This is a genomic window from Oryzisolibacter propanilivorax (assembly GCF_900103645.1).
Classification (GTDB): Bacteria; Pseudomonadota; Gammaproteobacteria; order Burkholderiales; family Burkholderiaceae_C; genus Melaminivora; species Melaminivora propanilivorax.
The window spans coordinates 225,089-250,652 of sequence record NZ_FNHP01000001.1; the positions used below are offsets into that span (position 1 = coordinate 225,089).

The 25,564-nt window shown below is 69.0% G+C and carries 27 protein-coding genes, 1 tRNA gene and 1 other RNA gene; 17 read left to right on the top strand and 12 right to left on the bottom strand.

Translation table 11 applies throughout. The features are described 5' to 3' along the window. Window positions 1–52 precede the first annotated feature (52 nt). On the top strand, window positions 53–484 hold the full coding sequence (locus BLQ61_RS00990) for a TOBE domain-containing protein (protein ID WP_342672222.1): 432 nt from the start codon (window positions 53–55) through the stop codon (window positions 482–484). A 27-nt stretch (window positions 485–511) separates the two neighbouring features. Here the strand turns inward: BLQ61_RS00990 and BLQ61_RS00995 are convergent, their stop codons facing one another. Next, window positions 512–1,177: a hypothetical protein gene (locus BLQ61_RS00995; RefSeq protein WP_091565577.1), complete on the bottom strand. Its 666-nt coding sequence runs from the start codon at window positions 1,175–1,177 to the stop codon at window positions 512–514. A gap of 174 nt (window positions 1,178–1,351) precedes the next feature. Next, window positions 1,352–1,448: signal recognition particle sRNA small type (gene ffs, locus BLQ61_RS01000), an RNA gene on the bottom strand. A 65-nt stretch (window positions 1,449–1,513) separates the two neighbouring features. On the opposite strand from ffs, the gene dnaX reads away from it, so the two are divergent. The 5 genes from dnaX to BLQ61_RS01025 all read left to right on the top strand — a co-directional run bounded on the left by dnaX (window position 1,514) and on the right by BLQ61_RS01025 (window position 7,495). After that, window positions 1,514–3,403, top strand: coding sequence for a DNA polymerase III subunit gamma/tau (gene dnaX / locus BLQ61_RS01005; protein WP_091565580.1), 1,890 nt, complete (start codon window positions 1,514–1,516; stop codon window positions 3,401–3,403). A 69-nt stretch (window positions 3,404–3,472) separates the two neighbouring features. Beyond that, complete coding sequence (locus tag BLQ61_RS01010; protein WP_091565582.1) at window positions 3,473–3,805, top strand: YbaB/EbfC family nucleoid-associated protein; 333 nt, start codon at window positions 3,473–3,475, stop codon at window positions 3,803–3,805. A gap of 165 nt (window positions 3,806–3,970) precedes the next feature. Continuing rightward, window positions 3,971–4,561: a recombination mediator RecR gene (gene recR / locus BLQ61_RS01015; protein ID WP_091565585.1), complete on the top strand. Its 591-nt coding sequence runs from the start codon at window positions 3,971–3,973 to the stop codon at window positions 4,559–4,561. A 144-nt stretch (window positions 4,562–4,705) separates the two neighbouring features. Further along, window positions 4,706–6,784 (top strand): ATP-binding protein, encoded by a 2,079-nt coding sequence (locus BLQ61_RS01020; protein WP_245703757.1) that lies wholly within the window; start codon window positions 4,706–4,708, stop codon window positions 6,782–6,784. Window positions 6,785–6,940: 156 nt separating this feature from the next. Next, the gene (locus BLQ61_RS01025; protein WP_091565587.1) at window positions 6,941–7,495 is read left to right on the top strand and encodes an NADPH-dependent FMN reductase; all 555 of its coding nucleotides are present in this window, start codon (window positions 6,941–6,943) and stop codon (window positions 7,493–7,495) included. Window positions 7,496–7,610: 115 nt separating this feature from the next. On the opposite strand, the gene BLQ61_RS01030 is transcribed toward BLQ61_RS01025, so the two are convergent. Then, window positions 7,611–8,261 carry an FMN-dependent NADH-azoreductase gene (locus BLQ61_RS01030; RefSeq protein ID WP_091565589.1) on the bottom strand — a complete coding sequence of 217 codons (651 nt, stop codon included), beginning with the start codon at window positions 8,259–8,261 and terminating at the stop codon, window positions 7,611–7,613. Between the two features lie 139 nt (window positions 8,262–8,400). Between BLQ61_RS01030 and BLQ61_RS01035 the strand changes: the two genes are divergently transcribed. The 6 genes from BLQ61_RS01035 to BLQ61_RS01060 all read left to right on the top strand — a co-directional run bounded on the left by BLQ61_RS01035 (window position 8,401) and on the right by BLQ61_RS01060 (window position 14,038). Continuing rightward, on the top strand, window positions 8,401–9,342 hold the full coding sequence (locus BLQ61_RS01035) for a LysR substrate-binding domain-containing protein (protein WP_091565592.1): 942 nt from the start codon (window positions 8,401–8,403) through the stop codon (window positions 9,340–9,342). 99 nt (window positions 9,343–9,441) lie between these two features. Next, window positions 9,442–10,449, top strand: a complete 1,008-nt coding sequence (locus BLQ61_RS01040; RefSeq protein WP_091565595.1) for a sulfate ABC transporter substrate-binding protein — start codon at window positions 9,442–9,444, stop codon at window positions 10,447–10,449. Window positions 10,450–10,474: 25 nt separating this feature from the next. Beyond that, window positions 10,475–11,353, top strand: a complete 879-nt coding sequence (gene cysT / locus BLQ61_RS01045) for a sulfate ABC transporter permease subunit CysT (protein ID WP_091565597.1) — start codon at window positions 10,475–10,477, stop codon at window positions 11,351–11,353. Further along, the gene (gene cysW / locus BLQ61_RS01050) at window positions 11,350–12,252 is read left to right on the top strand and encodes a sulfate ABC transporter permease subunit CysW (RefSeq protein ID WP_091565598.1); all 903 of its coding nucleotides are present in this window, start codon (window positions 11,350–11,352) and stop codon (window positions 12,250–12,252) included. The genes cysT and cysW overlap by 4 nt, the downstream gene beginning before the upstream one ends. Before the next feature lie 63 nt (window positions 12,253–12,315). Further along, window positions 12,316–13,440 carry a sulfate/molybdate ABC transporter ATP-binding protein gene (locus tag BLQ61_RS01055; RefSeq protein ID WP_091565599.1) on the top strand — a complete coding sequence of 375 codons (1,125 nt, stop codon included), beginning with the start codon at window positions 12,316–12,318 and terminating at the stop codon, window positions 13,438–13,440. A 67-nt stretch (window positions 13,441–13,507) separates the two neighbouring features. Further along, window positions 13,508–14,038 (top strand): disulfide bond formation protein B, encoded by a 531-nt coding sequence (locus BLQ61_RS01060; protein ID WP_175488180.1) that lies wholly within the window; start codon window positions 13,508–13,510, stop codon window positions 14,036–14,038. A 60-nt stretch (window positions 14,039–14,098) separates the two neighbouring features. Here BLQ61_RS01060 and BLQ61_RS01065 read toward each other — a convergent pair whose 3' ends face one another. From BLQ61_RS01065 to argA, 4 genes are all read right to left on the bottom strand, one after another. Next, window positions 14,099–14,803 carry a glutathione S-transferase gene (locus tag BLQ61_RS01065; protein WP_091565602.1) on the bottom strand — a complete coding sequence of 235 codons (705 nt, stop codon included), beginning with the start codon at window positions 14,801–14,803 and terminating at the stop codon, window positions 14,099–14,101. A 14-nt stretch (window positions 14,804–14,817) separates the two neighbouring features. Then, window positions 14,818–16,188: an erythromycin esterase family protein gene (locus BLQ61_RS01070; RefSeq protein WP_091565605.1), complete on the bottom strand. Its 1,371-nt coding sequence runs from the start codon at window positions 16,186–16,188 to the stop codon at window positions 14,818–14,820. Further along, window positions 16,185–16,847, bottom strand: a complete 663-nt coding sequence (locus BLQ61_RS01075) for a phosphoribosyltransferase (RefSeq protein WP_091565608.1) — start codon at window positions 16,845–16,847, stop codon at window positions 16,185–16,187. Before BLQ61_RS01075 ends, BLQ61_RS01070 begins: the two co-directional genes overlap by 4 nt. 85 nt (window positions 16,848–16,932) lie before the next feature. Beyond that, the gene (argA, locus tag BLQ61_RS01080; RefSeq protein WP_091566440.1) at window positions 16,933–18,285 is read right to left on the bottom strand and encodes an amino-acid N-acetyltransferase; all 1,353 of its coding nucleotides are present in this window, start codon (window positions 18,283–18,285) and stop codon (window positions 16,933–16,935) included. On the opposite strand from argA, the gene BLQ61_RS17150 reads away from it, so the two are divergent. After that, complete coding sequence (locus tag BLQ61_RS17150; protein ID WP_139182701.1) at window positions 18,269–18,502, top strand: hypothetical protein; 234 nt, start codon at window positions 18,269–18,271, stop codon at window positions 18,500–18,502. The two genes, argA and BLQ61_RS17150, sit on opposite strands and share 17 nt — an antisense overlap. 11 nt (window positions 18,503–18,513) lie before the next feature. Here BLQ61_RS17150 and BLQ61_RS01085 read toward each other — a convergent pair whose 3' ends face one another. The 3 genes from BLQ61_RS01085 to BLQ61_RS01095 all read right to left on the bottom strand — a co-directional run bounded on the left by BLQ61_RS01085 (window position 18,514) and on the right by BLQ61_RS01095 (window position 20,790). Beyond that, a complete protein-coding gene (locus tag BLQ61_RS01085; RefSeq protein WP_091565610.1) occupies window positions 18,514–19,620 on the bottom strand; it encodes an acyltransferase family protein in 1,107 nt (368 codons plus the stop codon). Between the two features lie 168 nt (window positions 19,621–19,788). Further along, window positions 19,789–20,316: an Rrf2 family transcriptional regulator gene (locus BLQ61_RS01090; protein ID WP_091565612.1), complete on the bottom strand. Its 528-nt coding sequence runs from the start codon at window positions 20,314–20,316 to the stop codon at window positions 19,789–19,791. Window positions 20,317–20,454: 138 nt separating this feature from the next. Then, window positions 20,455–20,790 carry a hypothetical protein gene (locus BLQ61_RS01095; protein ID WP_091565615.1) on the bottom strand — a complete coding sequence of 112 codons (336 nt, stop codon included), beginning with the start codon at window positions 20,788–20,790 and terminating at the stop codon, window positions 20,455–20,457. A 188-nt stretch (window positions 20,791–20,978) separates the two neighbouring features. On the opposite strand from BLQ61_RS01095, the gene BLQ61_RS01100 reads away from it, so the two are divergent. Continuing rightward, window positions 20,979–21,239, top strand: coding sequence for a hypothetical protein (locus tag BLQ61_RS01100; protein ID WP_091565618.1), 261 nt, complete (start codon window positions 20,979–20,981; stop codon window positions 21,237–21,239). 13 nt (window positions 21,240–21,252) lie between these two features. Here the strand turns inward: BLQ61_RS01100 and asd are convergent, their stop codons facing one another. Next, complete coding sequence (gene asd, locus BLQ61_RS01105) at window positions 21,253–22,098, bottom strand: archaetidylserine decarboxylase (RefSeq protein ID WP_091565621.1); 846 nt, start codon at window positions 22,096–22,098, stop codon at window positions 21,253–21,255. 222 nt (window positions 22,099–22,320) lie between these two features. Between asd and BLQ61_RS01110 the strand changes: the two genes are divergently transcribed. The 3 genes from BLQ61_RS01110 to BLQ61_RS01120 all read left to right on the top strand — a co-directional run bounded on the left by BLQ61_RS01110 (window position 22,321) and on the right by BLQ61_RS01120 (window position 24,102). Beyond that, window positions 22,321–23,445, top strand: coding sequence for an HPP family protein (locus BLQ61_RS01110; RefSeq protein ID WP_245703759.1), 1,125 nt, complete (start codon window positions 22,321–22,323; stop codon window positions 23,443–23,445). Window positions 23,446–23,705: 260 nt separating this feature from the next. Next, on the top strand, window positions 23,706–23,957 hold the full coding sequence (infA, locus tag BLQ61_RS01115) for a translation initiation factor IF-1 (protein WP_091565626.1): 252 nt from the start codon (window positions 23,706–23,708) through the stop codon (window positions 23,955–23,957). Window positions 23,958–24,025: 68 nt separating this feature from the next. Further along, window positions 24,026–24,102 (top strand) — tRNA-Pro (locus BLQ61_RS01120). A gap of 85 nt (window positions 24,103–24,187) precedes the next feature. On the opposite strand, the gene BLQ61_RS01125 is transcribed toward BLQ61_RS01120, so the two are convergent. After that, on the bottom strand, window positions 24,188–25,534 hold the full coding sequence (locus BLQ61_RS01125) for a PQQ-dependent sugar dehydrogenase (protein ID WP_091565628.1): 1,347 nt from the start codon (window positions 25,532–25,534) through the stop codon (window positions 24,188–24,190). Window positions 25,535–25,564: the final 30 nt, after the last annotated feature.

Here is a 25,564-nt window from a genome sequence, read left to right on the forward strand (position 1 = left end):
CGGGTAACTACTTATTCCCGTCATTCGTTCATATCAAAATAAAGGAATGGACATGCTCAAGAGCAGCGCACGCAACCAGTTTTCCGGCAAGGTCACCCGCGTGGTGCCGGGTGCCGTCAACGATGAAATCGAGCTCGACGTGCTCGGCGTCGGCGCCGTGGTGGCCATCGTCACCCACGGCAGCGCCAGCAGCCTGGGCCTGCGCGAAGGCGCCGAGGCCACGGCGCTGATCAAGGCGTCGTCGGTCATCGTCGTGGCGCAGGACCCCGGCATGCGCTTTTCCGCGCGTAACCATCTCCAGGGCCAGGTCAAGCGGGTCCAGACCGGCGCAGTGAATACCGAAGTCGTGATCGGACTGCCTGGCGGCGCTTCGGTGGTGTCCATCGTGACCAACGAGAGCGCAGAGAACCTGGGCCTGGTCGAGGGCATGCAGGCAGCAGCGCTGTTCAAGGCGTCCAGCGTCATCCTCGGCGTCGCCGCCTGACGCCGTGACCGGCACAGTGCCTGGGCGTCAGAACTTGGTGCGGTAGTACACCATCGGCCCGCCGTGCCGGGCGCGCAGCAGCAGCTTGGCGTCGCCCTGCAGCTGCACGCCGATGGCGCCGAACTCGGGCACCACGCCGCGCGTGCGCGAGGCCTTCCACTGCACCTCCAGACGCGTGCCCACGCTGGCGGGCTCGCGCGACCAGATCATGGTAATGGCGTCGAACGCCGGCTGGGGCGTGCGCGCCCAGGCCTGCACGTCCAGGTGCACGCGCTGCTCCAGGCGCGAGCGCCAGCGCAACCCCAGGTCATAGGCCAGGGCGGCTGCGCTGCCTTGTCGATTGCCAGGGTCGGACGCCGACAACACGCCCAGCGTGACGCCCAGGCTGGAAGGCCTGTCCGGCGTCAGCCAGCCGGTGACCTCGTTCAGCCGCAGCCCCGGAACCGGCGGGCTGTCCAGGCTGGCGGCCAGCGCGGTCAGCTCTTCGCTTCGCGAGGTGAACGTGGCGGGGGCTATGGAATCGAGGGGCGCTGCGCTGGTGCCCGTATGCGCCAGCGCCAGCTGGGCCGCGTCACCCAGGCTGTCCTGGGCACAGGCAAGGCCGTGGCCGAGGGCCGCAAGCAGCGTCAACGAGCAGATCCGGGCCACGGGGCGGCCGGATGGCGGCAGGATGGTGGTCAGGCGCGAGGTCATGGCGGCACCCAAATGGTCGGCTACGGGCTGGACCACAGTATGGGCGCCGCCTCCTGCGCGGTCATCTCCGTTTGCCCTGACTGCCTGTCAGACGGGGACGGCAGACAGTCGCATGTGGGCTGTGCTATGCAGCCCCGGCGCGCGAAAGGGAGAAGGGGGAGGAGAAAAGAAGAGGGTGACGAGCCTTACCCCCGGCACTGGCTCCACGGTTAGGGCTGCTTGGTTCCCCACCTGACCCGGTTGGCCGCTTCCCCATGCGGGGAGGCCCGTCAGCGTCGATTGTACCCGGCCTGCAGAGCCCTTCGGCCGCAGACGGACACATAGAATCACGGCCCTATGTCCTACCTCGTGCTCGCCCGCAAATACCGTCCCAAGACCTTCGCGGAGATGGTGGGCCAGGAGCATGTGGTGCAGGCGCTGACCAACGCGCTGACCCAGCAGCGCCTGCACCATGCCTATCTGTTCACCGGCACGCGCGGCGTGGGCAAGACCACCGTCTCGCGCATCCTGGCCAAGTCGCTGAACTGCCAGGGCGCCGACGGCCAGGGCGGCATCACCGCCACGCCGTGTGGCGTGTGCGCGGCGTGCACGGCGATCGACGAAGGGCGCTTCCCGGACTACACCGAGCTGGACGCGGCCTCCAACCGCGGCGTGGACGAGGTGCAGGGCCTGCTGGAACAGGCCGTCTACAAGCCGGTGCAGGGACGCTTCAAGGTCTTCATGATCGACGAGGTGCACATGCTGACCAACACGGCGTTCAACGCCATGCTGAAGACGCTGGAGGAGCCGCCGGAGTATCTGAAGTTCGTGCTGGCCACGACCGACCCGCAGAAGGTGCCCGTGACAGTGCTGTCGCGCTGCCTGCAGTTCAACCTGCGGCCGATGGCGCCCGAGGTGGTGCAGCAGCACCTGGGCCACGTGCTGGCGGCCGAGTCCATCGCCGCCGAGCCGCCGGCGCTGCGTCTGCTGGCGCGCGCGGCGCGCGGCTCGATGCGCGACGCGCTGTCGCTGACCGACCAGGCGATCGCCTTTGGCGGCGGGCAGGTCGAGGAGGCGCCGGTGCGCCAGATGCTCGGCAGCGTCGATCGCAGCCATGTCTTCACGCTGATCGACGCGCTGGCGCGCGGCGACGGCCTGGCGGTGGTGCAGACCTGCGAGCTGCTGCGCACGCACGGCCTGTCGGCAGCATCCACGCTCGAGGACATGGGCGCCGTGCTGCAGCGCATGGCGGTGCTGCAGGCCGTGCCACAGCTGGCGCAACAGCCCGACCCGCAGGACCCGGAGGCCGGCGAGATCGCCCGCCTGGCCGCACTGCTGCCGGCCGACGAGACGCAACTGCTCTACAGCATCTGTCTGCACGGCCGCACCGAGCTGGGCCTGGCGCCCGACGAGTACGCCGCGCTGACCATGGCGCTGCTGCGCCTGCTGGCGTTCAAGCCGGCGCCGGCTCCGCAGGCGGGCACGGCGGAAAAAAAAACTCTGAAATCCGGCCCGGCTGACGCTGTCGCCACCCTGCCTGCCACGGCGCCGTCGGCCCGGCCGGCGCCAGCACACGCGCCTACGCCTTCTGCTACTGCGCAAGCGCCTGCGCTTCAGCGCAGCGCCGCCCCGCTGGCGGTGGAGCCGGCAACGCACGCGCAACAGCCGCCCGAAGCTCCCCGCCCATCCGTGCGCCTGCCCGTGCGTGCGCCTGAAGAGTTTGGGCGAAATCTGCCGCAAGCCCATATCGAGCAACGGCCAGTAGCTACTGAAACCGTAGCAGTGCCGGTGCGTGCCGCACCCGAGCCGGGCCCACGAACCCAGCCGCTGGCGCGTCAGGCCGGCGCCGAGGCGCTGGTGCCGACCGAGGACGGCAATGTCTGGCACGCCACCGTGCAGCGCCTGGTGCAGGAGGGCGCCATCAGCGCCCTGACGCGCGAGCTGGCACTGCAGTCACAGCTGGTGGCACGCGACGGCGAGCACTGGCTGCTGCGCATCGAGCGCGAGTCGCTGAACCAGCCCGTCGCGCACGAGCGCCTGCGCGCCGCGCTGGAAGCGGCCGGCTGCGCGCGCCAGATCAGCGTCGAGGTCGGCCGCGTCAGCGACAGCCCGGCGCGGCGCAACGCCCACGCCGCCAGCGAGCGCCAGCGCCGCGCCGAGGCCATCGTCCATGCCGATCCCTACGTGCAGCAGCTGATGCGCGACTTCGGCGCGCGCATCGTGCCCGGCAGCATCAAGCCGGCGTGAGCGCAAGGGGCGGGCTATCCTTCGCCCCATTCTTCGTTTTTTCTTTCCATCCCATTCAAGGAAACCACCATGTTCAACAAGGGACAGCTCGCCGGCCTCATGAAGCAGGCCCAGGCCATGCAGGACAACCTGAAGAAGGCCCAGGACGAGCTGGGCAACATCGAGGTTGAGGGCGAGGCCGGGGCCGGCCTGGTCAAGGTACTGATGACCTGCAAGCACGACGTGCGCCGCGTGACCATCGACCCCAGCCTGCTGGCCGACGACAAAGACATGCTGGAGGACCTGGTCGCCGCCGCCTTCAACGCCGCCGTGCGCAAGGCCGAGGAGACCTCGCAGGAAAAGATGGGCAAGCTCACCGCCGGCATGCCGGGCCTGCCGCCGGGCATGAAATTCCCGTTCTAAGCTAAGTACATCCCCTGAGGCCCTGCTGGCCTTCCCGCTTCTCTGGCGCGCTGCGCGCTGGGACGGGGGCGATGCCACTGGTCCGGCGCAGCCGGCTCCACGGCGTCTGCCGGCTTGGGGCGCCAGTTTTCCCAGGGTCTTGCCTGGCCAACGTGGGTTTGAGACATGTCCGACACCAGTTCGCTTGACGCGCTGATCCAGGCGCTGCGCCGTCTGCCCGGCATCGGGCAGAAGTCGGCGCAGCGCATGGCGTTCCACCTGCTGCAGCACGACCGCGCCGGCGCGCAGCTGCTGTCGCAGGCGCTGGCGCAGGCGTCCAGCCACGTGCGCCACTGCGTGCGCTGCCACACCTTCACCGAGGGCGAGCTGTGCGAGGTCTGCCAGGACCCGGGGCGCGACACCGCGCGTCTGTGTGTGGTGGAGACGCCCGCCGACCAGGCGGCGATGGAGCGCACCGGTGCCTTCAAGGGCCTGTACTTCGTGCTCATGGGCCGCCTGTCGCCACTGGACGGCGTGGGCCCGCGCGACATCGGTGTGCAGGAACTGCTGGAGCGCGCCGGGGACGGCGTGGTGCAGGAGGTCATCCTGGCCACCAGCTTCACCGCCGAGGGCGAGGCCACGGCGCACGCCCTGGCCGAGGCGCTCAAGCGCCGCGGCGTGCGCGTCACGCGCCTGGCGCGCGGCGTGCCCGTCGGCAGCGAGCTGGAATACGTGGACCTGGGCACCATCGCCCACGCCCTGGCCGACCGGCGCTGAAGCCGCGCCGCGGGCAGCGCTTTTTGCGCAGGGTTGCGGGCGCGCCGTGGCCGGCTAGACTGCGGCCCTGGCTGTGCCCGGCGTGGCGCGCATCGCCTGGCAGTCCGCCGGCGGCGCCCGGGCCGGGCCTTCGCTGCATTCACCATGGCCGACAACCGCATTGCCCCCACTCAGTTTCCACACGCGCCGGGCGTGATGAGCGCCAAGGTGCGCGCGTTCGACTGGGCCTCGCACCCGCTGGGTCCCATCGAGGGCTGGCCGCAGGCGCTGCGCGTGGTGCTGGAGTTGATGCTGGCCTCGCATTTCCCCAAATGCCTGGTCTGGGGTGAGCATCGCACCACGTTCTACAACGACGCCTACCGACCCATCCTGGGCGACAAGCCCGAGGCGCTGGGCCAGCCCTTCGATCGGGTGTGGTACGAGACCTGGGGCCAGGTCGAGCACATGGCCGAGCGCGCGCTGCTGGGTGAGGCCACCTTCATGCAGGACATGCCGCTGGTGGTGCAGCGCTTCGGCTATCCCGAACAGACTTATTTCACCTTCTGCTTCAGCCCGGTGCGCGATGACGTGGGCGTGGTCGGCGGCTTCGCCATCACCGTCATCGAGACTACGCAAATGCACCACCTGCAGCAGCAGCTGCGCGCCGAGGCCTCGTCGCTCGAGCAGCAGGTGGCGCTGCGCACCGCCGACCGCGACCGGCTGTGGACCATGGCCGACGCGATCATGATCGTCGCCCGCTTCGATGGCGTGATCGCCGCGGTCAACCCGGGCTGGACGGCGGCGCTGGGCTGGAGCGAGGCCGATACCCTGGGGCGCCATGTGCGTGCCTTCGTCTTCGGCGGCGACACGGCCGAGCTGGACGCCGAGGGCACCATGCTGCGCACCGGCACGCAGCGGCGCCAAGTGCGCATGCGCTTCATGCGCCGCGACGGCCAGGTGCGCACCATCGCCTGGTCGGTGGTGGCGGCCGACGGCTTCCTGCATGCCGTGGGGCGCGACGAGACCGAGGACCTGGAGCGTGCCCAGCAGCTCAGCGAAGCGCAGGAGCGCCTGCGCCAGGGGCAGAAGATGGAGGCGATCGGCCAGCTCACGGGCGGCATCGCGCATGACTTCAACAACATGCTGCAGGGCATCGTGCTGCCGCTGCAGCTGATGCAGCGGCGCCTGCAGCAGGGCCGCACGCAGGAGGTGCAGGGCTACATCGACGCGGCGCTGGGCTCGGCGCGGCGCGCGGCCTCGCTGACCCAGCGGCTGCTGGCCTTCTCGCGGCGCCAGCCGCTGGACGTGCGCGCCACCGACGTGGCGGCCACCTTGAGCGGGCTGGAGACCATGCTGCGCAGCAGCTGCGGCGAGAACATCCTGCTGGACCTGGACATTGCGCCCGGCCTGTGGAACGTGCGCACCGACCTGCATCAGTTCGAGAACGCCGTGCTGAACCTGGCCATCAACGCGCGCGATGCCATGCCCGTGGGCGGGCGGCTGCGCGTCGCGACGGCCAATGCGCCGGTGCGCGCCGAGCACGCCATCGCCAGCGGCAGCAGCGGCATGGCGGCGGGCGAATACGTGCGGGTGAGCGTCTCCGACACCGGCACCGGCATGCCGGCCGAGGTGATCGAGCGCGCCTTCGACCCATTCTTCACCACCAAGCCCATCGGCCAGGGCACGGGCCTGGGGCTGTCGATGATCTACGGCTACATGCGCCAGACCGGTGGCGCGGTGGAGATCGAGAGCAGCATCGGCGACGGCACCACGGTACACCTGTATCTGCCGCGCAGCGAGGACGGGCCGCAGGACGAGGCCCCGGCGACGCTGGACACGCACGACCACGAGCGCCGGCGCGACGCGGTGCTGGTGGTCGAGGACGAAGCCACGGTGCGCTCGATGGTGGTCGAGCTGCTGCGCGACATGGGCTTTCAGATCATGCAGGCCGCCAGCGGCACCGAAGCCATGGCGCTGCTGTCGGGCGCGCTGCACTTCGACCTGCTGATCACCGACGTGGGCCTGCCCGGGCCCAACGGCCGCCAAGTGGCCGACATGGCGCGCGAGCGCCTGCCGTCCATCCGCGTGCTCCTGATGACCGGCTACGCCGAGCGCGCCGCCATGAGCGAGCAGAGCCTGCTGGGCCAGGACATGGAGCTGCTGGTCAAGCCCTTCGACGCCCCGGCCTTCGTGCGCAAGGTGCAGGCCATCATGGGCGTGGACGATGCCGCCACGCGGTCCTGAGCCGCTGCGCACCCTGAGCCGGCCGCCGCTGGCCACCCGTGCGCGCGTCAGTGCGGCGCCGGCCGACAGACGCCGTGCGAAGCATGGAATTACGATGGCTTGATCCCCGATTCCAGCAACCCGCCGCGGCACGCGGCTCCACCAAAGGCCTCTTCCATGGACAAGTTCCGCATCGCCGTGCTCGTCGGCAGCCTGCGCAAGGACTCCTTCAACCGCCAGCTGGCGCACGCGCTGCGGCGCATGGCGCCCGAGGATGTCGTGCTGACCGAGCTGCGCATCGACGACCTGCCGCCCTACAACCAGGACGACGACGCGCACCAGGCCGACAGCGTGCGCCGGCTGAAAACCGAGGTCGCGGCGTCGCAGGGCGTGCTGTTCGTGACGCCGGAATACAACCGCTCGATCCCCGGTGTGCTGAAGAACGCCATCGACCACGCCTCGCGCCCCTATGGCCAGAGCGCCTGGGCCGGCAAGCCGGCCGGGGTGATCGGCGTGTCCATCGGCGCCGCCGGCACCTGCATGGCGCAGCAGCACCTGCGCAACGTGCTGGCCTATTTGGACATGCCCACGCTGGCTCAGCCCGAGGCGTTCATCCAGGCCAAGGACGGGCTGTTCCAAGAAGACGGCCAGATCGGCGAGGCCAGCCGGCAGTTCGTGCAGGGCTGGCTGGACCGCTATGTGGCCTGGGTGAAGCGCTTTGCCCAGGTATAAGCCAAGCGTTTGCTATTGTTTGAATAGCTTGCGGACCTTGTACTCAAAGGGCTAGAGGCACTTTTTATATAAAATCTAAAATCCTGGCCGGGGCGATGCCACCGGCCACCGGGCGTCACGCCATCTGCGCCAATCGGTCCTGGTTCGATGCGGCGCTGCGCGTCAGCGCCGCGCTGGCGCGCGCCGCGTCGGCCAATGCCTGGGCGCGCGCCTCGGGGCCCATGCCGGTGCCCTCGGCACGCACGATGCGTAAGTCGGTCACGCCGAAAAAGCCCATGACGGTCTGCAGCAGGCTTTCCTGGTGTTCCAGCATGCGACCGGCTTCGGTCGTCGAGTACACGCCGCCGCGGCTGGAGGCGATGAACACCGTCTTGCCCCCGGCCAAGCCCTCGGGGCCGCCGGCGGTGTAGCGGAAGGTGCGGCCAGGCAGGGCGATGCGGTCGATCCAGGCTTTGAGCTGCGTCGGCACGGTGAAGTTGTATAGGGGCGCGCCGATGACCACCACATCGGCCGCCAGGAACTGGCGCACCAGGCGCTCGGACACCGCGTTCTCGCGCTGCTGCGCGTCGCTCAGGCCGTCGGTCTGGCCGGTGCGCGGCGCCATGGCGTCCAGGGTGAAGTGGGCCGGCGCGTCCTGCGCCAGATCCAGGTACTCGACCTGCGTGCCGGGGTGGTGGGCCAGCCAGTCGCGCACGATGCGCGCCGTGAGCTGGCGCGAGACGGATTGTTCGCCGGTGATGGCCGAGTCGATGTGCAGCAGTCGCATGGTGTGATCCTTTTTTGGGCTCGTATTCGGGTGAACCCGCAGCGGCGGGCATGCAGGCATTGTGTATTTGGTGCGAATGCTTGATAAGTCCCCAGCTGCACGATAGATTGTCCCGTCTATGCAACGATGAGGGCGCGCCATGCAGGACTTGAACGACATGCTGTATTTCGCCGAGGTCGCCGAGCGCGGCGGCTTCGCCGCGGCCGGGCGCGCCTTGGGCATCCCGAAGTCGCGCCTTTCGCGCCGCGTGGCCGAGCTGGAGGCGCGCCTGGGCGTGCGTCTCTTGAACCGCACCACGCGCAGCCTGTCGCTGACCGAGGTCGGCCAGGCCTACCTGCGCCACTGCCTGGCGCTGCGCGAGGCGGCGCAGGCCGCGCAGGAAACCGTCGAGCAGGTGTACAGCGAGCCGCGCGGCACCGTGCGCCTGGCCTGCCCGGTGACGCTGGCGCAGTCGGTGGTCGGCGAGCTGCTGCCCGACTTCCTCGCGCGCCACCCGGCGGTGCGGGTCGAGATGCAGGTCGGCAACCGGGTGGTGAACGTGGTGGAGGAGGGCGTGGACATCGCCCTGCGCGTGCGCAGCCAGCTGGACGAGGCCGGCAGCCTGGTCGTCAAGCGCCTGGGCGAGGGCGTGCAGTGGCTGGTGGCCAGCCCGGCGCAGCTGGCGCGCCAGGGCCAGCCGGCCACGCTGGCGCAGCTGCAGGACATGGACACGCTGGCCATGTCGGCCGCCGATGGGCGCGCCAGCCTGGTGCTGCACGGCCCCGGCGGGCGCCAGGAGACGCTGCATTTCAGCCCGCGCTACGTGGCCGACGACCTGCTGACCCTGCGCTTCGCCGCGCTGGCCGGCACCGGGCTGTGCTGGCTGCCCGACTACCTGTGCGCCGCCGACATCGCCGCCGGCCGGCTGGTGCGGGTGCTCCCCGGCTGGGCGCCGGCGCGCGGCATCGTGCACGCGGTGTTCGCCTCGCGCCGCGGCCTGGCGCCTGCGGTGCGCAGCCTGCTGGACTTTCTGGGCGAGGAGTTGCCCGCGCGGGTGCGGCTGTGCCAGGCGCAGCAAGCGGCATATACAAGTTCTGGATAAACAAACAAGAAATGATTCGTTTGGGTTTTGTAGCGCGGTCCTGACAATACCGGCGAAACGCCCCGTTACGGGTCCGCCATTTCCTGCAGCATCAGAACCATGAACGTCAAGACTTCCCTCAAGACCCTCGTCGCCGCCGCCCTGGTGGCCGCCAGCGGCCTCGCCGCCGCCCAGGCCAATAGCCTGCTGAACGTCAGCTACGACGTGGCGCGCGAGTTCTACAAGGACTACAACCAGGCCTTCGTCGCCCACTACAAGAAGACCAAGGGCGTGGACGTCAAGGTGGACCAGTCGCACGCCGGCTCCAGCGCCCAGGCGCGCGCCGTGAACGACGGCCTGGCGGCCGACGTGGTGACCTTCAACACCACCACCGACGTGCAGTTCCTGGCCGACAACGGCGTGGTCGCCAAGGACTGGGCGAAGAAGTTCCCGCACGACGCCTCGCCCACCACCTCGACCATGCTGTTCCTGGTGCGCCACGGCAACCCGAAGGCTATCCGCGACTGGAACGACCTGATCCGCCCCGACGTGAAGGTCATCGTCGTCAACCCCAAGACCGGCGGCAACGGCCGCTACGCCTACCTGGGCGCCTGGGGCAGCGTGCGCGAGAAGGGCGGCACCGACGCGCAGGCGGCGGAGTTCGTGGCCAAGCTGTACAAGAACGTGCCGGTGCTGGCCAAGGGCGGGCGCGACGCGACGGCCACCTTCCTGCAGCGCAACATCGGCGACGTGCTGATCACCTTCGAATCCGAAGTCGTGTCGGTCGAGCGCGAGTTCGGCAAGGGCAAGGTCGATGCCATCTACCCGTCGGTCAGCGTTACGGCCGAGAACCCGGTGGCGGTGGTCGAGCGCACGGTGGCCAAGAAGGGCACGGGCGAACTGGCCAAGGCGTATCTGGACTACCTGTACTCGGATGAGGCGCAGGAGATCGCCGCCAAGCACGCCATCCGCCCACGCTCCGAGGCCATCCTGAAGAAGCACGCCGACCTGTTCAAGCCCATCCAGCAGTTCACCGTGGCCAAGTACTTCGGCAGCCTGACCGAGGCGCAGAAGGTGCACTTCAACGACGGCGGCCAGTTCGACAAGCTGTACCAGCCGGGCAAGTAAGAAGCGCGCCATGGTTGCTGCCGTCATGACGGGCGCCGCCGCGGCGCCCGAGGCGGCCCAGGCCCCAGCCACCCGGCGCCGCCCGCGACGGGTGCTGCCGGGCTTCGGGCTGACACTGGGCTACACGCTGTTCTACCTGAGCGTGGTGGTGCTGATCCCGCTGATCGCGCTGCTGCTCAAATCCTTCACCCTGAGCTGGCCGCAGTTCTGGGAGGCCGTGGCCGCGCCGCGCGTGCTGGCGGCCTACCGCCTGACCTTCGGCGCCTCGCTGATCGCCGCCTGCGTGAACGCGGTGTTCGGCCTGCTGATCGCCTGGGTGCTGGTGCGCTACTCGTTTCCGGGCAAAAAGATCGTCGATGCGCTGGTGGACCTGCCGTTCGCCCTGCCCACGGCCGTGGCCGGCATCTCGCTCACGGCACTGCTGGCCGGCAACGGCTGGGTGGGGCAGTACCTGGAGCCGCTGGGCATCCAGCTGGCGTTCCAGCCCGGCGGCGTGGTCATCGCGCTGATCTTCATCGGCCTGCCGTTCGTGGTGCGCACGGTGCAACCGGTGCTGCAGGACTCTGAGCGCGAGCTGGAGGAGGCCGCCACCAGCCTGGGCGCCACGCGCTGGCAGATCTTCACCCGCGTCATCCTGCCGGGCATCACGCCGGCGCTGCTCACCGGCTTCGCCATGGCGTTCGCGCGCGCCATCGGCGAGTACGGCTCGGTCATCTTCATCGCCGGCAACGTGCCCATGGTCTCGGAAATCACGCCCCTCATCATCATCGGCAAGCTCGAGCAGTACGACGTGGCCGGCGCCACCGCCGTGGCGGTGGTGATGCTGGCGATCTCGTTCGTCATGCTGCTGGTCATCAACGCGCTGCAGGCCTGGCAGCGGCGCCACGCGGGGATGCCGGCATGAGCGCGCCGTCTTCTTCCGCTCCCGCGCGGCGTGCGCTGGCCGGCACCACCGAGGCGCGCTGGCTGCAGTGGCTGCTGATCGGCATCGCGCTGGCCTTCTTGCTGCTGTTCCTGGTGCTGCCGCTGGCCGCCGTGTTCGCCGAGGCGCTGCGCCAGGGGCTGGACGCCTACCTGGCAGCGCTGAAGGAGCCCGATGCCTGGGCGGCGATCCGCCTGACGCTGCTCACCGCGCTGATCGCTGTGCCGCTCAACCTGGTGTTCGGCGTCGCCGCCGCCTGGTGCATCGCCAAGTACGAGTTCCGCGGCAAGGCGTTCCTGACGACGCTGATCGACCTGCCGTTTTCCATCTCGCCGGTGGTCGCGGGCCTGATGTACGTGTTGGTGTTCGGCGCCAACGGCTGGCTGGGGCCGTGGCTGGCGGCGCACGACATCAAGATCGTCTTCGCCGTGCCGGGCATCGTGCTGGCCACCGTGTTCGTCACCTTCCCTTTCATCGCGCGCGAGCTGATCCCGCTGATGCAGGCGCAGGGCAACGACGAGGAGCAGGCGGCGGTGGTGCTGGGCGCCAGCGGCTGGCAGACCTTCTGGCACGTCACGCTGCCCAACATCAAGTGGGGCCTGGTGTACGGCGTGATCTTGTGCAATGCGCGCGCCATGGGCGAGTTCGGCGCGGTCTCGGTGGTCTCGGGCCACATCCGCGGGCAGACCAACACCATCCCGCTGCACGTGGAAATTCTCTACAACGAGTACCAGTCGGTGGCGGCGTTCGCCTCGGCGTCGCTGCTGGCGCTGCTGGCACTGGTCACGCTGGCCATCAAGACCGGCGCCGAGTGGCAAAGCGAGCGCGAGCGCCGCGCGGCGGCCGCGCTGCCGCCCGAGCGGCCTACGCCGACCCATTGAGCGAAAAATACTGTCAAAACGGCCTTTTGTCCTGATACACAAATGGCCTATAGCTATTAAAAAATGAGCATCGAAATCCGCAACGTCAGCAAGCAGTTCGGCAGCTTCCGGGCGCTGGACCATGTGAACCTGGACATCGCCTCGGGCGAGCTGATCGCGCTGCTGGGCCCGTCGGGCTGTGGCAAGACGACGCTCCTACGCATCATCGCCGGGCTGGAGACGCCGGATGAGGGCAGCATCCACTTCAGCGGCGCCGACACCACCGACGTGCATGTGCGCGAGCGCGGCGTGGGTTTCGTGTTCCAGCACTACGCGTTGTTCCGGCACATGACGGTGTTCGACAACGTGGCCTTCGGCCTGCGCATGAAGCCGCGCCGCGAGCGCCCCAGCGAAGCGCAGATCAAGGAAAAAGTGATGAGCCTGCTGCAGCTGGTGCAGTTGGACTGGATCGCCGAGCGCTACCCGTCGCAGCTGTCGGGCGGGCAGCGCCAGCGCATCGCCCTGGCGCGCGCGCTGGCCGTCGAGCCCAAGGTGCTGCTGCTCGATGAGCCCTTCGGCGCGCTGGACGCCAAGGTGCGCAAGGAACTGCGCCGCTGGCTGCGCCGCCTGCACGACGAGCTGCACGTGACCAGCATTTTCGTCACGCACGACCAGGAGGAAGCGCTGGAGGTGGCCGACCGGGTGGTGGTCATCAACAAGGGCCGCATCGAGCAGGAAGGCACGCCTCAACAGGTATGGGACAACCCGGCCAGCCCGTTCGTCTATGGCTTCCTGGGCGACGTGAACCTGTTCAAGGGCCGCGCCAGCGGCGGGCGCATCCACTTGGACGAAGGCCTGCAGCTGGACAGCCCGCACGGCCACGCCACGCCCAGCGACGGCACCGCCGCTTGGGCCTATGTGCGCCCGCACGACCTGGACGTGGAGCGCTACGTGCCCGGCGCGGCGCAGGACCGCGCGAGCGGCATCGTGGCGCAGCTGGCACGCGCCATCGTCGTCGGCCCCATCGCCCGGCTGGAACTTGTGCCCGAGGGCGGCACTCCATCCGCCGACAATACGCAGTCGGACGGCCTGATCGAGGCGCAGATTCCGGCGCAGCAGTTCCATGCCATGGCACTGCGCGAGGGTGAGACGCTGGTGGTGACGCCGCGCCGCGCCCAGGTGTTTTTGGACCAAGCCGCCGGCATCTGAGCGCCTTGCCCCGTGGGCAGGTGCGCCGCCCGGCGCGCCCGCATGACGAGAAAAGGGGTTTCGACAGATGTTGCTCGAATGGATGGATGGCGCACCGCGCCGCGTGCTGGCGCTGACCACCGCGACCTGCGTGGGCCTGCTGGGTTTCGGCCTGTACCTGCAATACGCCGTCGGGCTGGAGCCCTGCCCGATGTGCATCGTGCAACGCTATGCACTGATCGCGCTGGCGGTGTTCACGGCGCTGGCAGCAGCGGGGCGGGGGCGAGGCTGGCGGCTGGCGTTCACTGCGCTGGGGGTGCTGGCCGCCGGTTTCGGCGCCTTCGTCGCCGCGCGCCAGAGCTGGCTGCAGTGGTACCCGCCCGAAGTGGCGACCTGCGGGCGCGACTTCTACGGGATGATCGAGAACTACCCGATCAGCCGCGCCATCCCGATGATCTTCCGCGGCTCGGGCGACTGCACGGCGGTGGACTGGCGTTTCCTGGGCGGCTCGATCGCCAACTGGTCGTTCGTGTGCTTCGTGGTGATAGGGCTGATGCTGCTGGTGCTGCTGCTGCGTCAGGCCCGCCCGGGCGCCGGGCGCCGCGCCGCCGTGGCCTGACGAGCGGATCGCCTCGCTTTCGCATGTTGTCACAGGGCGCTTCGGGCGCCCTGTGGCGTTTCAGGCGGGCGGGAAGAACACCGGCGTGGCGCCTGGCGCCCACGCCGCGTGCCTGTCCATGCTGCGCGCCTGCAGCGGGCCTTCCAGCCAGCGCTGCAGCCAGGCCTGCACGCCGGAGCAGGGCAGGGCCAGCCACTGTGCCGCGTCGATGGCGGCAAACTGGCGCATGAAGGGCAGCAGGGCCATGTCGGCCAGCGTGGCATGTTCGCCCAGCAGCCAGGCGTGGCACCGCAGGCGTTGTTCCAGCTCCTGCAGCCAGGTATGCGCCTGCTCCCGTGCGGCGGCAGGATGGCTGTCTGGATGGCGCTCGGGGTACTTGCAGCGGTCCAGCGCCTGCTTGAAAGGGCCGTCGCATTCGGCGATGAGCGCCAGGGCTTCTTGCAGCGTGCCGTGCGTCGGCTCCAGCCAATGCGCCGGATCATGGCGCCGCAGCGCCCACAGCATGATCTCCAGGCTCTGCTCCAGCACGTCGCCATCGGGCAACACCAGCACCGGCACGGTGGCCTTGGGCGAGGCCTGCAGCAGCGCGGCCGGCTTGTGGCGCAGGACCACCTCGCGCAGCTCGACGCGCTGGCCACTCACGGCCAGCGCCAGCCGGGCACGCATCGCGTAGGGGCAGCGGCGGAACGAATACAGCACGGGTACGCCAGGGGGCGCGGGCTGGGCATCGGATGCGTCGGATACGGAGCAGGCAGGCGTGGACATGCGCCCGATGCTACCTACAGCCCGCTCGGCCAGGTCTCAGGCACGTCGCCCTCGCTACCGTGCCACAGCGGCTCGTGCACCAGCGGCTGCAGTGCGTGCGTGCGGTCGATGTGCAGCAGCGCGTCGAACTGCGCGGGCAGCCGGGTATGGAAGTAATGGCTCTGGCGCTCGGTCCCGAGCTGGTAGATGACGCCGATGGCGCGCTGCAGGCGCTCGGCCTGCAGCAGTCCGGCCAGCGCCGGGTTGCCGCGCAGCGGCAGCCACAGCCGGTCCATGTCGCAGTCGTGCAACAGCCGCTCGTAGCTGCCGGACAGGCCGTCGCACACCCGCTTGCGCTCGGCCGGGCCGTCCCATTCGGAGGTCGCCGTCACGCGGCCGTGGAAGGTGGACAGGCCGATCAGCGCGCAGTCGCCCGGCCAGCGCTCGCGCGCCAGCTGGCCGACGTTCCACTCGCCCAGCCGGCCCATTTCGGTGGCGCTGGCGTCGCCCAGGTGCGAGTTGTGCGCCCACACCGCCAGGCGCGGCGCGGCGCCGTGCGTGGCCTGCAGGTGCTGCAGCAGCGCCGCCAGGGTATGCACCATGTGCTGGTCGCGCAGGTTCCAGGTGGAGACGCGGCCGTGGAACATGCTGCGGTAGTACTGCTCGGCATTGCGCACCAGGCGCGCGTTCTGCTGGGCGTAAAAGGCCTCGTCGGGCTCGCCCGCCTGCAGCTGTGCGGCGGCGCGGCGGTTCATCTCGAACAGCTGGGCGATGGCCTCGTCCTCGCAACTCGGGCGGGCACCGAAGGCGGCACCGTGGCCATAGGCCTGGCTGTCCTCTTCGCCCCGGTGATCGAAGCAGGCGTAGCGCGCGCGGGCGCGGCTGGCGGCTTGGGGGTCCACTTCGTCGAGGTACTGCGTCACCGCCTGGATGGAGCCGTACAGGCTGTACAGGTCCATGCCGAAAAAGCCCACCTGGCGCCCGGGCGGCAGGTGGCGGTTGTGCTCGCGCAGCCACTCGACGAACTCCACCATGACCGTATTGCGCCACATCCAGGTCGGAAAGCGCTCGAAGCCGGACAGTGCGGCTTCCGCGTCGGCATCGTCGGAGCGCCCGCAGACATAGCGATGCACGCGCAGCGCGTCGGGCCAGTCTGCCTCGGCCACCACGGCGGCGCAGCCGTGGTCGGTGATGAGGCGCCGGGTCAGGCGCGCACGCTCCAAGTAGAACTCGTGCGTGCCGTGACTGGCCTCGCCGATCAGCACAAAGTGCGCATCGCCGACCAGCTCCAGCAGGCCCGGCGCCGTGTCGGCGCGCTTGAACGCGCGCAAGTGCGGGCGCAGTGCCTGCAGCAGCCGCACGTCGTCGTGCTGCAGCCCGCGATTCGGCGCAGGGGCTGCGCTCATGACGGCGACTGCGCCGTGCGCAGCAGCGCGCGCTGCAGGAAGGCCAGGACTTCCTCATCGCTGAGCTGCGCGAAATCCTGGTACCAACGGCCCACAGCCTCGAAGTCCTCGGGCTGCCTGGGGCAGACCACCTCGTCGGCCAGCGCACCCAGGGCGCGGCAGGTGTCCGGCGCGCCCACCGGCGCGGCCACCACCAGCCGCGCGGGCTGCTGCGCGCGCAGTGCCTGGAGGGCGGCTCGCATGCTGGCGCCGGTGGCCAGGCCGTCATCCACGACGATCACGGTGCGCCCGGCGATCGGCGGCAGCGGGCGCTCGTGCCGGTACAGGCGCTCGCGCCGCTCCAGCTCCAGCGTTTCCTCCTGCACCACCGGGTCGATCTCGGCGCCGGGCAGCTGCTCGCCGTGGGGCTCCAGCACCAGCGCACCGCCGCTGGCCAGGGCCCCGATGGCGTATTCGCGCTGGCGCGGGTGGCCGACCTTGCGCACCAGGAAGACATCCAACGGAATGCCCAGCGCGCGTGTCACCTCGTAGGCGACGGGCACGCCGCCGCGCGGCAGGGCCAGCACCAGGGCGTTGTCAGTGTTGCGGTAGTGCTCCAGCGCGCGCGCCAGCACCTGGCCGGCCTCGCTGCGGTCGCGGTAGATTAGTGGATCGGTCATCGTGGCCTCCTTGCTGAAGGCCACCTTAGGCCGCGCTTGCCGCCGCTGCCGTGCGGCGCGCGGCGCTGGGCGGGTAGGACAGGCCCTACGGCGTCAGCTTCTTGACCAGCACCTGGCTCTTGCGGTCCCAGTTGTACTTGCGCTTGCGTGCCTCGGGCAGCCAGTTGGGATCGACCGGGGCGAAGCCGCGCTTCAGGAACCAGTGCATGGTGCGGGTGGTCAGCACGAAGATGCTGTCCAGCCCCAGCAGGCGGGCGCGCTGCTCGATGCGCTTGAGCAGCTTTTCGCCATCGCCCGTGCCCTGGCTTTGCGCCGAGACGGTGACGGCGGCCATCTCGGCGGTGCGCGCCTCGGGGTAGGGGTGCAGCGCGGCGCAGCCGAAGATCACGCCATCGTGCTCGATGACCGTGTAGCTGGCGATGTCGCGCTCGATTTCGGTGCGGTCGCGCTTGACCAGCGTGCCGTCGCGCTCGAACGGCTCGATCAGCTGGATGATGCCGCCCACGTCGTCGATGGTCGCCTCGCGCAGCTCTTCCAGCTTCTCGTCGATGACCATGGTGCCGATGCCGTCGTGCACGTAGATCTCCAGCAGCAGCGCGCCGTCCACCGCGAACGGCAGGATATGGCTGCGCTCCACGCCGTGCTCGCAGGCGCGCACGCAGTGCTGCAGGTAAAAGCCCACGTCGGTCGGTACCTGCGGCGCCGGCAGCTGCGCCAGCAGGCGGCGCGCGGCGGCCAGGGGCAGCTCGGTATCGACCGGGTTGTCCTCGCCGGGTGGCTCAAACGGCTGGGTGCGCACGCCCGGCACCTCGGTCAGGAACAGCAGCTTGTCGGCACGCAGCTCGCTGGCCACGCGCGTGGCCACGTCCTCCATCGACAGGTTGAACGCCTCGCCCGTGGGCGAGAAGCCAAACGGCGAGATCAGCACCAGCGCCTGCGATTCCAGCGTGCGGCGGATGCCTTCGACATCCACCTTGCGCACCAGCCCGGTGTGCTGGAAGTTCACGCCATCGACGATGCCCACCGGCCGCGCCGTGAGGAAGTTGCCCGAAATCACGCGCACACGCGCGCCGGCCATGGGCGTGTTGGGCAGGCCCTGGCTGAAGGCAGCCTCGATCTCGTAGCGCAGCTGGCCGGCCGCCTCCTGCGCGCTGTCCAGCGCCACCGGGTCGGTGATGCGCATGCCGTGCGAATACTTCGCCGCATGCCCCTTGGCGGCCAACTGCTCGTTGACCTGGGGTCGAAAGCCGTGCACCAGCACGATCTTCACGCCCATGGCCTGGATCATCGCCAGGTCCTGCACGATGCTCTGCAGCTTGCCGGCAGCAATCGCCTCGCCCGTCAGCCCGACCACGAAGGTCTGGTGGCGGAACTTGTGGATGTACGGCGCCACCGACCGGAACCAGGGCACGAAGGTGAAGTTGAAGACCGTGGACATGTCGGGCGGATGGAACGGGCAGGCGCTGCCGCAGACAAAAAAAGCCTGCACGCCGCGCGCCACCGATGGGCGTGCGGCCGGGCTGGCCAGCGAAAAGAAAGCGCGCAGTGTAGCGGCAGCAGGCATCACGCCGCAGGGGCGGACGGAATTGGAGTTTTCAGGTCAAATCGGCCTCAAGCCCATGAAGCACAATGGCCTGCAGCTATCGTTCAAGTAGCGCTGCGGATGTCAGCGGGTGCCGCGCCGTGGCTGCGCCAGGGGTGATGGCGCCGGCGGCCTGTGTGTTGCGAACGCGCCATCGCGGCGCCGCAGTGCCCAGCGCTCGACGGTGTAGTACGACAGTGCCGCCATGGCGGCGGACAGGGCAAAGCCTGCGACCGCCGTCACCAGCCAGTGCTGGTCGGCACGCAGCCAGCGCACGATGGGGTAGTGCCACAGGTAGATGCCATAGGACAGCTTGCCCACCAGCACCAGCGCCGGCGCCGACAGCGCCTCGTAGGCGGCGCCGCGCTGCTGCAGCACCGCCAGCAGCAGCACCGCGCTGGCGCATTCGACCACCGTCATGCCCCAGGCCATGACGTTCATGTCGTCCCAGGTCTGGGCCAGCAGCAGCGGCACCGCCAGCACGAACCACATGCCGTGCGACAGCCGCGCGCGCAGCCGCTCGAACCACGCCGGGCGCTCGTGCAGCAACGCCGCCAGCAGCGCGCCCATCAGCAGCCCGGTGGCGCGGGTGTCGAAGCGAAAGAAGATCTCGTAGAACTGCTGGCCGCGCAGCACCCACAGCACGCGCCAGGCCCAGGCCAGCAGCACCAGGCCGGCGATCGGCCGCCAGCGCCGGCCTGGCGCGGTGCAGCGCACCAGCAATGCCAGCAGCGGCGGCCAGACCAGGTAGAAGTGCTCCTCCACCGACAGCGACCACATGTGCAGCAGCGTGCCAGGGCTGTCGAAGAAGGCGATGCCATAGTCCGCCAGGTACAGCAGCGACAGCAGCGCGTCGCTCCACATGTCCGTCAGCTCGGGCCACACGCGCGGCGCGACCAGGCAGTAGGCGGCCAGGAACAGCACCAGCGCCGGCATCAGCCGGAAGAAGCGCCGCCGATAGAAGCGCCAGTAGTCCAGCCGGCCGCTTTTCTGCAGTTCGATCAGCAGCAGCGAGGTGATGAGAAAGCCGCTCAGGACGAAGAACACGTCCACGCCGTAGAACGCACCGTCGAACGGCGGCGCGTGCGCGTGTGACAGGATGACCAGCACGATGGCCACGGCGCGCAGGCCGTCCAGCGCCGGGTTGTAGGGCAGGGCAGGCGCGGGCGGGTGGCCCGAGCCGGCTTGCATGTGATGGACCTGGACTGTGGACAAAGCCCTGTATTTCCCGTGGTGCTGCGCAACCCCAAGGGTTTACCCTGGGAAAAATCAGCGGGCGATTGTAGTCAGGCCGTCCTCGTCAGGAATGTGGTTAATGTCGCCGAAAAGTCTCGCTGGTGACTTTGTGTGTCGAGCGGGTCAGGACGCAGACAGGCCCAGGGCAAAAACCGAGTTCGGCACATCGGGCGCGGGCAGCTGGCGTGCTGGCGTGCCGGCCCGGCGCCGGACGGCCGTGCTGTCCTGCCGCTGCAGCGCCGCCGGATCGGCGGCCTGCTGCGCCACCAGGTCGGCGACGCTGACCGACTGCAGGTAGTCCATCACCCGACTCTGGAAGCTGGTCCACAGCTCGGCAGTCATGTCCGGCGCCTCGGCGACGGCGGCACTGCGTTTGCGTGCCGGGGGCGACAGCGCAGCCTCGGCAGCCTGCACGATCTGCGCCACGCTCAGCTGTTCGGCTGGCCGCGCCAGGGTGTAGCCGCCGCCCGGGCCGCGGCTGCTGCGCACCAGGCCGGCGCGGCGCAGGGCGCCGAAGATGTCCTCCAGGTGCGACAGGGAGATGCCCTGGCGGGCGCTGATGGAGGGCAGGGCCACGGGCTGGCCGTGCGAGCGCAGGGCCAGGTCGGTGATGGCAGTGACGGCAAGCTTGCCGCGGGTGGTCAGACGCATGGGGTTGCTCCGGGGGTGAGCGAATGGGGTGCAACGCTGGCCGTGCTGGGCGCAAGGCGGCGCCAGCAGGCGCGCGGTGCAGGAAGCAGGAAAGGCAGACCGGCGTGGGGGCGCGCACGAGCGTGCGCGCGCCGGCCTTCAGGCGCGAGGCGGGCGCAGCAGGCGCCGTGGCGGTGCGCAGGCAAGCGCCACCTCGGCCAGACCCGGGCAGCTGAAATGCGCGGTCCGCCGCGGGCTGCACACTTGGTGGAATTCCTGGTCGTCTGGCAGGTCGATGCCTGCATCCGGCGTTACGTCACCCGGGCTGTCTTCGAGCGCCAGCAGATCGGATGCAGCGGTGCAGTGCTGCGAGTCGTGCACCGTCGCGACGAGCGGCGCAGGGCCGGCATCCACAGGCAGCCCGTGCGCATACGCGGACACGCCCATGCCCAGCAGGAACTGCAGGGCAAGAAGGGTGAGCAGCCAGCGCAACATGGAAGGCAAATTATAGGAACCCCGAATACCCTGCCATGCCACTTGGTGACGCAAGCCGCCTGCGGCGGTGTTCCGTCTCATGGAGTGTGTGCACTGCGCCTGTTCAGGCGGCACTGGAACGCTGGGAATGGCCGGGTTATGTAGGTGGACTCTGGCGCATGCGGGATGCTTCATTAAAATCCCAAGCCATGGAACTCGCCTCAAGCAGCCCGTCTCCGCAGGACCACGCCATAGTGCCGTGGGGCTGGAGCGAGCGTTTCCGCATGCCGCTGTACAGGCCTGGTACACGGGTGCGCCATGCCGGCGCCTGGGAAACGGTGAGCCATGTCGCGCTGCGGCGCCATGACCTGACGGTGTACCTGGTGGGCCGGACCGAGCCGGTCGATCCGCTGAGCCTGGAGCTGGATCCGACGCTGTTCACCACGCGCCGCGTGCCGCAGCCGACCTGAAGCCAGCGCCTTTTCAGGCGCGCCGCGCCATCGCTTCGCCCAGCCGTGTTGGACGCAACGCACCCCAGCCTTGCTCGAACCGCAGCGCGCCCTGGCGCCACAGCAGCACCACTGTCGAGCCGAGCATGAACCGGCCCATTTCCTCGCCTTTGCGCAGCACGACCTGCTGGTCCGCATAGTCCCAGCGCTGCAGCTGGCCCGTGCGCGGCGGGTTGACCTGGCCGTGCCACACGGTGGCCATGCTGCCGACGATGGTCGCGCCCACCAGCACCAGCGCCATGGGGCCCAGTGGCGTGTCGAACAGGCACACCACCCGCTCATTGCGCGCGAACAGCCCGGGCACGCCGCGTGCCGTCAGCGGGTTGACGGAAAACAGCACGCCAGGCACATGCACCATGCTTAGCAGCCGGCCATCGCATGGCATGTGGATGCGGTGGTAGTCGCGCGGGCTGAGGTAGATCGTGGCAAAGCTGCCGTTGTCGAACTCGCGCGCCAGCTGCGCGTCGCCGCCCAGCAAGGCGGCGGTGCCGTAGTCGTGGCCCTTGGCCTGGAAGATGCGGTCCCGGTCAATCGCTCCCAGCTGGCTGACGGCGCCGTCGACCGGGCAGATCACGTCGGCCGATGCCAGCGGCCGTGCATCGGGCTTCAGGGCGCGGGTGAAGAAGTCGTTGAACGTCGCGTAGCGTGTGATGTCGGGCTCGGCGGCCTCTTCCATGTCCACCCCGTAGTGCGCCACGAAACGCCGGATGGCCGCAGTGGTCAGCGCACCGGCGCGGGCGTTGGCGAACCAGCCGGCCAGTATGGTGATGGCCTGCTTGGGCAGCAGATACTGGGGCAGGACGGCAAGGCGGTCAGACACTGGGCAGGGCTCCAAGCAGGGCGGCCGGCCATTGTAGGGGTGGCGGTTGAAGCAAAAAGCCGTTCCAGTGGGCCACAGGATGCAGCGCCAGCGGCGGATAATCGCGGGTTTTCCCCGCGTCCCCCAAGCTCTCGGGCAGCGCCCGACCGTGGCGCTGCGCATTGGCCTCCGATGCCCTCCTTTCGCTTTCTCCGCACCGCTGCCGACCTGCGGCCCGCCGCCATGCCCGGACGCCGCGCCTGCATGGACTGGCTGCGCCTGTTCTTCCCCCAGCCGGTGGGCATCACCTGGCACGAGCGCGTGCGGATGGTGCTCGGCACGGGGCTGGGCATTGCGCTGGTGGCAGTGCTGGCGCATCAGCTGGAGACCAGCCTGCCCACGCCCTGGATGGTGGCGTCCATTGGCGCCAGCGCGGTGCTGGTGATCGCCGTGCCGGCCAGTCCGCTGGCGCAGCCGTGGGCGGTGCTGGCGGGCTCGGCGGTGTCGTTCCTCACCGGCATTGCCTGCGCCAGCTGGATCGGCGATGTCGTGCTGGCCTGCGGCATGGCGGTGGGGCTGGCAGTGGCGGCCATGCTGGCGCTGCGCTGCCTGCACCCGCCGGGCGGCGCGCTGGCGCTGTTCGCCGTGCTGCACCCGCCGGAAGCCACGCTGCCGGCCGCCGGCCCGCTGCTGCTGAATGTCAGCGTGCTGGTGCTGGCGGCCATCGTCTACAACCACCTGACCGGCCGCAGCTACCCGCATGGCCAGAAGGCAGCCGCGGCGGCAGCGCCGGCCGGTGGCAGTGCATTCACCTCGGCCGACGTGGACGCGGCCCTGGCGCACTACAACGATGTGCTGGACATCAGCCGCGCCGACCTGGAAGGTCTGCTGCATCTGGCCGGACGGGCGGCTTTCCAGCGCACGCTGGGCGAGCTGCGCTGCAGCGACATCATGTCGGCGCCGGTACATGCGGTGGTGCCCGGGACAGCGCTGGCCGACGCCTGGACGCTGATGCGCCGCCAGGCCGTCAAGGCGCTGCCGGTGATCGGGCCGCGGCGCGATGTCGTGGGCATCATCACCGTGGCCGATTTCATGCGCCTGGCCAATCTGGATACGCACGAAGGTGTCGGCGAGCGGCTGCGCAAGCTGATCCTGGGGCGCTCGCGTCAGCCCGACCAGGTGGCCAGCCTGATGAGCATACCGGCGCAGCAGGTGCAGGCAGGGCAGCCGCTGATGGACCTGGTGCCGTTGTTTTCCGAGGCCGGGCATCACCATTTTCCGGTGGTGGACGAGCAGGGTCAGCTGGCTGGAATCATCACCCAGACCGATCTGGTGCGAGCCCTGGCGCGGGCTGTTGCGCCGCGCTGACGCCTGTGTTGCGCGCGATGCCGCGCGCTACAATTTATGGTTGTCGTGCAGCGCGTTTTACTACCGCTGGCCTTGCCCGGGCAGCGTGCCATCAGCCAGCACGCGACATTCGGGTTGTGTGTCTTCGGGCACGGTATTTCTTCCAGATTGCATTGTTTTGCGTCTGGCGCCTGCATGCCGGAGCATGCGTGGTTCACGGCCTACGCATCGTTCGGATTTGTCGCCTTGCGTATCTGCGTTTCCAGAAATCATCATCATTCATGGCCAAAGAAGAACTCATCGAGATGCAGGGCAGCGTCACTGAAGTGCTGCCCGACTCGCGCTTCCGCGTAACGCTGGACAACGGACACCAGCTGATCGCCTATACCGGCGGCAAGATGCGCAAGCACCATATCCGCATCCTGGCCGGTGACAAGGTCTCGCTGGAAATGTCGCCCTATGACCTGACCAAGGGCCGCATCACCTTCCGCCACCTGCCCGGCCGTGGGCCTGGACCATCGAGCAATCGATGACGCTTTTCACGGCGAAAGCTCTGCAATTTGGTTTTGGGAACGCCTCTACGGGTTAGAATGCGCGCTGTCGGAGCGTAGCGCAGCCTGGTAGCGCATCTGCTTTGGGAGCAGAGGGTCGCGAGTTCGAATCCCGCCGCTCCGACCAATGAAATCAAGGCCTTGCATCGTTTCGGTGCAGGGCCTTTTGTTTTGCCGATGGCTTTCTGAATAATTGCTTGCCTGGCAAGGCCTCACTTTTGTGGCGCCACGCGCCAGATGGCGTTGCCGACGTCGTCTGCCACCAGCAGCGCGCCCTTACCGTCCAGCGCCACGCCCACCGGCCGGCCATAGGCCTTGCCGTCGCTGCTCAGAAAGCCGGTCAGGAACTCGACCGGTGCGCCGGCGGGCTTGCCCTCGGCAAAAGGAACGAACACCACGTTGTAGCCTGCCAGCTCCTTGCGGTTCCAGGAACCATGCTGGCCGATGAATGCGCCGTTGGCATAGGGCGCAGGCATGCGTTCGTCCGAAAACGCCAGTCCCAACGGTGCGCGGTGCGCGCCCAGGCCATAGTCAGGTGCGATGGCCTTGGCCACCATTTCCGGGTTGGGTGGCTGGACGCGGGCATCAACGTTCTGCCCCCAATAGCTCCAGGGCCAACCGTAGAACGCGCCTTCCTTCACCGACGTGAGGTAGTCGGGCACGAGGTCGTTGCCCAGTTCATCGCGCTCGTTGACTACCGTCCACAGCACCTTGCTATGCGGTTCCCAGCCCAAGCCGTTGGGGTTGCGCAAACCGCTGGCGAACAGGCGCTTCGCGCCGCCGGGCAAATCCACCTGCCAGATAGCGGCGCGGCCCTGCTCGGCCTGCATGCCGTTATCACCGATGTTGCTGTTCGAGCCCACGGTAGCGTAGAGCTGCTTGCCGTCGGCGCTGGCGATGATGTTCTTGGTCCAATGGTGATTGGCGCCTGCGGGCAGGTCGGTGACATGCGATGGCGTGGCGCTGCTCTTCGTCTGGCCGCGCTCATAGGGAACGCGCACGATGGCGTCGGCGTTGGCGATATAGAGTTGGTCGCCGACCAAGGCCATGCCGAACGGAGACTTCAAGCCCTTGAGGAATTCCGTCCGGCTTTCGGCAATTCCGTCACCGTCGGCATCGCGCAGCAGGGTGATGCGGTCGGCGCTGGGCACGCCTGCACCGGCACGTTTCATGACCACGCCCATGGCCTTGCCCTTGAGCCCTTCCGAATGCACATCCTTGGTGCCGGGCTCTGGTCCGGGCTTGTTGCTTTCGGCCACCAGCACGTCGCCATTGGGCAGGGTGTAGACCCAGCGCGGATGGTCGAGCCCGGTGGCGAATGCAGTGACGGTGAAGCCCGCTGGCGCCCGTGGCATTTTTCCCTCTGGCCAGCGCTCGGCCGGGGCGATGTTGACGGTAGGGATCAGCCCGTCCTTGTCCGGTGCCGGCAGGGCGGGATTGGGACCCACCCCTGGCGCCGCAGTGGGCTGCGCCATCGCCGCCGATAGCGAACCGGCAAGCAGCAGCAAGGTCCAGAAGGGCTGGAAAGGCGGTCGGCGGAGGGCGAATGGGGTGTTCATGTGCGCAGTGTCTGAACGCTGTCGCTGACT